Source organism: Kitasatospora sp. DSM 101779 (assembly GCF_025655475.1).
Lineage (GTDB): Bacteria > Actinomycetota > Actinomycetes > Streptomycetales > Streptomycetaceae > Kitasatospora.
In genome coordinates this window covers 7,532,201-7,538,603 of sequence record NZ_JAHTIK010000001.1, presented here as the reverse complement: position 1 = coordinate 7,538,603, position 6,403 = coordinate 7,532,201, and the positions used below count along the sequence as shown (strand labels likewise).

Genomic DNA, 6,403 nt, shown 5'->3' with positions numbered 1-6,403 from the left:
CCCTGATGCGCAGCCGATCGGGCCGCCCCCGCCGGCCGTCCCGGGCGGCCCGTTCGCCGGTCCCGGCCGGGCCGGCGGACGGCCGAGCCGGCGGACGGCGTCAGGCGGAGGCCTCGGCGGCGAGCCGGGTCAGGCCCTTGCGGTCGTAGTAGCTGGTCATCGCCCAGCCGAGCAGCAGGGCGAGGACCGTTCCGACCCCGATCATGATCCACGCGCGGGAGAGTCCGGCGTCGGCCCGGGCGTCGAAGTAGAGGATCGCCCGGATGCCGTCGCTGAGCTGCCGCATGGGCTCGAACCGGGCCAGGAACCGGTAGAAGTCCGGCAGCGCCTGCAGCGGGATGGTGGCCCCGGAGGACGGCAGGGCCAGCACGATGAACACGAACATGCTGACCAGCTGCCCGATCCCGCCGAAGGTGGCGTTGATCGCCTGCACGCCCAGGCCGACGGCGGCGCTGGCGCAGAAGGAGAACACGAAGAGCAGCGGCAGGTGCGAGGCGTCCATGCCGAGGATCGAGACGGTGGCCAGCATGATGACGGCCGAGGTGAGCAGCGAGATCCCGACGCTCATCACCGACTTGACCACCCATGTCCGGCGGCGGGTGATCGGGACGGTGCGCCGGCGGGTGTGCCACGGGCCGAGTTCGTTGTCGGTGTAGCCGAGGGCGACGTCGACGCCGTTGCCGATGACGTTGCCGCCGAGGAACCCGGCGAGCACCAGCAGCAGGGTGTAGTAGAAGGCGCTGAGGCCGAGGCCGCTGTGCGGGCCGATGGGGTGGCCGACCCGGGTCTCGACGGTGATCGGGTCGGCCAGCAGCAGGGCCGACGGGTTGGAGACCTGGGTGCCCTGCTGGGAGGCACGCTGCGCGGCGGTGGCGGTGAGCTGCTTGCCGAGGTCCAGCGAGGCGCGGTGGGCGGCGTCGGTGGCGATCGAGCTGGCGAAGGAGGAGGCGAGGCTGCCGGAACCGGGGTTGGTGAGGACGACGGCGGTGGGTCGGGCGGGCGAGCCGGTCGGCGGCTGGCCGAGCCCTGCGACGGCGGCGGTGAAGTCCTCGGGGATCAGCAGCGCGCCGTACAGCTGGTTGGAGGCGAGTTTCTCCTGTGCCTGGTCGGGGCTGAGGACCTGCCAGTTGACCCGTTCGTCCGGGTCGGGTGCGGCGGCGACGGCGGCGGTGATGCTCGCCCCGAGGTTCTGCTGCTTGCCGTCGACGGTGGCGCCCTTGTCGGCGTTGACCAGGCCGACCGGCACCCGGTGCAGGTCGATCCGGGGGTTGAGGATGCCGCCCATGTAGAGCAGGGACAGCAGCAGCGCGACCACACCGGTCAGCACGGTCGGGAGGATCCAGATCCTGGGGTTGCGCAGTACCTGGAGCGCGGTCGCGCCCTTGCCGGACGGGGGCGGGGCGGCGGGTTCCGCGGGCGGCTCGGCCGTGCCGGGCGGGGTGGGCGGTGTCATGGGTGCCTCCTGCGCTCGTCCCGCCGGCGCCGTCCGGGGCGGCGCCTCCCGGACGGCGCCGCTCGGGCCGGTGCCGCTGCCGACGCCACTGCCTGGGCGTGCCGGGCCGCGGGGCGGGTCCGTCCGGAACGACCGTACGCGGCCGGGGACGCATTGCCGCCGACCGCCGATCGGTGGTGGTCGCGTGTCACCCGACCGGACGCCGCCACCGGGCCCGCCCGGCCCCTCGTCTGCGCGGCCGGGCTGCCGTACGCGGATTCGATTCCCTGCGCCGGGCGGGTGATTGCCCGACACTGCGAATGGAACTCCAACGTATGCGCACGATATCGATGGAGGCGATCCCGCGAAGAATGCGGGGCCGATCGACAGCAAGGATGATCGTGCGAGAATTCCTGGTCTCCCTGGCCGCCGCTGGCGCCGTTCTGGCGCTCACCGGTGCGACCCCCGCCCCACGGGCGGCCCCCGGCACGGTGACGGTGTTCTCCACCGAGCTCCAGCCGCTGGACGTGTACACCGACCCGTCCGGATGCAACCAACTGCCCACCCTGGCCCATGTACTGATGAACCAGACCGACCGTCCGGTGAAGGTCTACGGCAACCCGTTCTGCCTCGGACCGAGCCTGTCCGTCCAGCCGGGCTACGGCACGCACGTCCCGGGCGGCGCGGGCAGCTTCTCGGCGTAATTCGCGCAACGGGCGGTCCGCAGACGAACACTCCTGCGGGCCGCCCCATTTCTGCGCTCATCACAGAAATGCATCCGAACGGTCTCGATATGCCATCATGAGATCGCCGACCCACCGTCCGCCACGGCGAATTGGCGCACCGTCAGCGCGGTCGGCCCGTTTCTCCGGCCCCCCGCGGCGCTCCGCCCCGGGTTCCGGCCGCCGTTGAGAGGACAGCGATCCCGTGGAGCACGCCGCCGCACCGGCCGTCCCCGAGTCACCACCGATCGCCTGGCGGGCCTATGCCCGGCTGGCCAAACTCGACATCTACGACTACTACTTGAGCGTCCCGCTGGTGGCCGCCACGGTGCTGCCCCAGGGCTCGCCCGCGAGCGCCGCGGTGACCGTCGCCGTATTGCTGCTCTTCCTCGCCGGCGAGATCGCGATGAGTGCCGCGATGTGCACCTTCGACGACGTCACCGGCTACCGGGACGGCAGCGACGCGGTCAACTACGGCCCGGACGCGCCCGCCCGCCGGCTGGCCCGCAAGCCGCTGATCGCCGGCACGCTCACCGAGCCGCAGGCGATCCGGTTCGGCTGGCTGTCGACCGCGGCCTGCGCGCTCTGCTGGCTGGCCGCACTGGCCCTGGCCCCGGCCCGCCCGCTCTGGGCGGTGGCCGGCGTGCTCGCGCTGACGGTCTTCGGCTTCCAGTACTCGTGGTGGCTGCGGATCAGCTACAACGGCTTCCAGGAGTTCTTCCTCGCTGCCCTGGGCTGGCTGTTCGTCCTGCCGCTGTATGGGCTGCTGACCGGCCGGTTCGACGGCTTCGTCGCCGTGCAGGCGCTGGTGTTCGGCCTCGGCCCCATGCTGTTCGGCGTCTACTCCAACACCAACGACATCCCGGGCGACCGCGCGGTCGGCCGCAGGACGGCCGCCGTGCTCCTCCCGCCGCGCGGCAACGCGCTGTTCGTGGCCGGCTGTTCGGCCCTGGAGACGGCCCTGGTGGTCGGCTCGGCCGTGACGGGTGTGGCGCCCTGGTGGTTCCCGCTGGTGATGGCGCCGGTGATCGTGCTGCGGGCCCGCCAGTGGTACCGGGGCTTCGTCGAGGGCGAGATCCTGCTCGCCCGGCGGCTCGGCATCCACCTCCACCGGCTGAGCTGCGCCCTGCTGGTCGCCGTCGACCTGTCCGCCGCCGGCCTGGCCACCGGGGGCCTGTCGTGACCTCCCCGATGAAGCCCCTGCCGCTGGACCTGGGCCCGCTGTTCGAGGTGCTGGCCGAGCGCCGGCCGCCGATCCGGGTCGAACTCGGCCGCCCGCTGGACCTCTTCCCGGACGGCGGCAGCAGCTGGTCGACCGAGCAACTCGCCGGCCTCGTCCGGGAGACCGCGGCCTGCCTGGCCGCCGCGGGCGCGCGGCCCGGTGACCGGGTGGCGGTCGTGAAGCGCAACCACTGGGACTACGTGCTGCTCGCCTGCGCGGCCGTCCGGATCGGCGCGGTACCGGCGCTGCTCTCCGACCGGGTGCCCCCGGACAGCCTTGCCGTGCTGCTGGAGCGGCTGGAGCCCGCCGTGCTGGTGACGCAGCGGGACGTCCTGGGCAGCGGCCGGGCGGCCGGCCACGACCTCACCCGCCACGCCCGCCGCACCGTCTGCCTGGACGGCCCGGCCGAGGGCGCCCTCACCCCGGACGAGCTGCGCGGCCACCCCGTGCCCGCCGTGCACCGCCGCCCCGACGACGCGCCGCTGACGGTCAACCACACCTCGGGCACCACCGGCGTGCCCAAGCTGGTGGTGCACTCGACCCGCACCCTGATCCGCCGGCTGGCTGCCTTCGAGGCGCGCCGCTGGCCGGTGCTCTCCGCCCGCCGCGAGGACACCGTCGCCAGCGCGATCTCCTTCGCCCACGGCCGCGCCGTCACCTGGACGGCCAGCGCGTTCTGGCGGGCGCCCGGCACCTTCGCGATCCTGCCGGACTCCGACCCCTCGACCGCCGCCGCGCTGCTGCGCAGCCACCCGCCGACCGTCCTGGAGGCACTGCCCTCCACCTACGTCCGCTGGCAGCGGCTGGCCGCCGAGCCGCAGAACCCGTTCCGCGACGTGCGGTTGTACATCTCCACCTTCGACGCGATGCACCCGCCGACCGTCCGGGCCTTCCTGGCCGCCTCCGAGCGGCGCCGTCCGCTGTGGATGCAGGGCTGGGGGCAGACCGAGACCGGGCCGCTCACCTTCCGCTTCCTCACCCGCAGGGCGCTGGCCGACCTCGAGCAGCGCCACCCGACCACCCGGGACCTCGGTCGGCCGCTGCCCGGCTGGGTGCGCCTCAAGGTGGTCGACCCCGTCACCATGGCGCCCGTGCGGCGCGGCGAGCGCGGTCTGGTGCTGACCCGGACGGGAGCCCGCTGCCTCGGGTACCTGGGCGAGTCCGAGCGCTGGGAGGCGAAGGCGGCCGGGCCGTGGTTCAACACCGGCGACCTCGGTGTCCGCACCCGGGACGGGCGGCTGCTGCTGCTCGACCGCGAGGTGGACATGGTCCCGGGGATGAGCTGCGTCGAGGTCGAGGACGTGCTGCACGACCGGCTGCCGGACGTCGAGGAGGCGGTGCTGCTCGCCGTCGCCGGCGGCCGCCCGCTGCCGGTGCTGGTCACCGGCAGCGGCGAGCTCGACGGCGAACGCTGGCGGCGGGCCGTCCACGACCTGCCGCCGCTCGCCGAACCGGTGGTGGTCGGCTGGGACGCCGTGCCGCGCACCGGTACCGGGAAGGTCCGGCGGCACGAACTGCGCGAACGCTTCCTGGCAGGCGCGGCCGCCTTCGGCAGCGGGCGGTGGACATGAGCACCGCGGAGGGCACTCCCGAGCTGGACGTCGCCGTGGTCGGCGCCGGCATCGCCGGGCTTGCCGCCGCCCACCACCTGACCGCCGCCGGGCGCGAGGTGAGGGTCTTCGAGGCCGCGCAGCGGGTCGGCGGCCGGATGGCCTCCGCCCGGGTGGACGGCTACCTGGTGGACGAGGGCGCCGAGACCATCGCCGGGGCCGGGTACGAGGCCACCTGGGAGCTGATCCGCGCGGTCGGCATCCCCGAGGCCGAGGTGCCGGTCGTCGAGAGCGGCTTCGCGCTCTGGCGGCACGGCCGCGCCCACGCCCATCTCGGCCACCCCAAGGGCCTGGTGACCGGCGCCGGACTCTCCTGGCGCGGACGGCTGGCCTGGCTCCGCTTCACCGCCGAGCTGGCCGTCCGCTGGCGGGGCTTCGACCCGGACCGCCCGGAGACCGCACCCAGCGGAGAGCTGACGCTCGGCCAGTACTGTGCGGGCGGCAGCGAGGAACTGCTCGACGGGATGCTCCAACCGCTGGCGAGCCACTGCTTCGGCTGGCGGCCGGACACCTCGGCGATCGGTCCGATGGTGGCCACCCTGCTCTCGGTCGGCGGCGCCGGGGCCCGCTGGATGACGTACCGGGACGGCATGGACACCCTGGCACGCTCGCTCGCCGACCGGCTGGACGTGGTGCTCGGGGCCCGGGTGTCCACCGTCCGGCCGGAGGGCGAGGTCGTCCGGCTGGAGTTCGCCGACGGCTCGCGGTGCACCGCCCGGCAGGCGGTGCTCGCCGTGCCGGCCCCCGTCGCACTCGCGCTGCATCCCGAACTCCCCTCCGAGGAGCGCGGATTCGTGACCGCGAGCACGTACGCGCCGATGCTCAAGGTCGCCTGCCTGTTGGACCGGCCGCTGCCCGGCCCGACCCGCAGCCCCAGCTACGCGATCTCCGTGCCGGCCGGCGAGAGCCTGGTCTGCACCGGGATCGTCCTCGACCACCTCAAGGCCCGCGGCCGGGCACCCGAGGGCCGCGGCCTGGCGAACGTCTTCGTCTCGCCGTGGACGAGCCCGGAGCTGCTGGACGAACCGGACGAACGGGTCGTGGAGATCGCCTGCGCGGAGGCCGAGCGCTTCCTGCCGGGCCTGCGGGCGGCCACCGTGCGCACCCTGGTGCACCGGTACCGCCACGGCCTGCCGCAGGCGGCGCCCGCCGCCGTCCGCGAACGGGCCGCATTCCTCGCGCGGCCCAGCCGGGCGATCGAGTACGCCGGGGACTGGGTGATGCTCCGGCCGAGCAGCGAGGGCGCCGTCCGCTCCGGCCGGCTGGCCGCACAGCGGGTGCTCGCCCACGCGGCGCAACGGCCCGTCCCCGTGCCCTGCGGCGTGTCCCCGAAGGCGAGTGGACAGCCGTAGGGGCGCGTGGGGGCACCTCCCGGCCGAAGGCTTGGGGGAGAACTGCGCAACCCGGATCCGGACCG

Annotated in this window: 5 protein-coding genes; 4 read left to right on the top strand and 1 reads right to left on the bottom strand. The window is 74.4% G+C overall.

Features of this window, described 5'->3' with window-relative positions:
• Window positions 1-100 precede the first annotated feature (100 nt).
• Window positions 101-1,453: an SNG1 family protein gene (locus KSNIM_RS34235; RefSeq protein WP_263107059.1), complete on the bottom strand. Its 1,353-nt coding sequence runs from the start codon at window positions 1,451-1,453 to the stop codon at window positions 101-103.
• Window positions 1,454-1,827: 374 nt separating this feature from the next.
• On the opposite strand from KSNIM_RS34235, the gene KSNIM_RS34230 reads away from it, so the two are divergent.
• From KSNIM_RS34230 to KSNIM_RS34215, 4 genes are all read left to right on the top strand, one after another.
• Window positions 1,828-2,136 (top strand): hypothetical protein, encoded by a 309-nt coding sequence (locus KSNIM_RS34230; RefSeq protein ID WP_263107058.1) that lies wholly within the window; start codon window positions 1,828-1,830, stop codon window positions 2,134-2,136.
• A 223-nt stretch (window positions 2,137-2,359) separates the two neighbouring features.
• Entirely contained in the window at window positions 2,360-3,337 is a 978-nt protein-coding gene (locus KSNIM_RS34225) for a UbiA family prenyltransferase (RefSeq protein WP_263107057.1), read from the top strand.
• Window positions 3,334-4,947 carry a class I adenylate-forming enzyme family protein gene (locus KSNIM_RS34220; RefSeq protein ID WP_263107056.1) on the top strand — a complete coding sequence of 538 codons (1,614 nt, stop codon included), beginning with the start codon at window positions 3,334-3,336 and terminating at the stop codon, window positions 4,945-4,947. The genes KSNIM_RS34225 and KSNIM_RS34220 overlap by 4 nt, the downstream gene beginning before the upstream one ends.
• The gene (locus KSNIM_RS34215; RefSeq protein WP_263107055.1) at window positions 4,944-6,338 is read left to right on the top strand and encodes a protoporphyrinogen/coproporphyrinogen oxidase; all 1,395 of its coding nucleotides are present in this window, start codon (window positions 4,944-4,946) and stop codon (window positions 6,336-6,338) included. The genes KSNIM_RS34220 and KSNIM_RS34215 overlap by 4 nt, the downstream gene beginning before the upstream one ends.
• The last annotated feature ends 65 nt before the right edge of the window (window positions 6,339-6,403 follow it).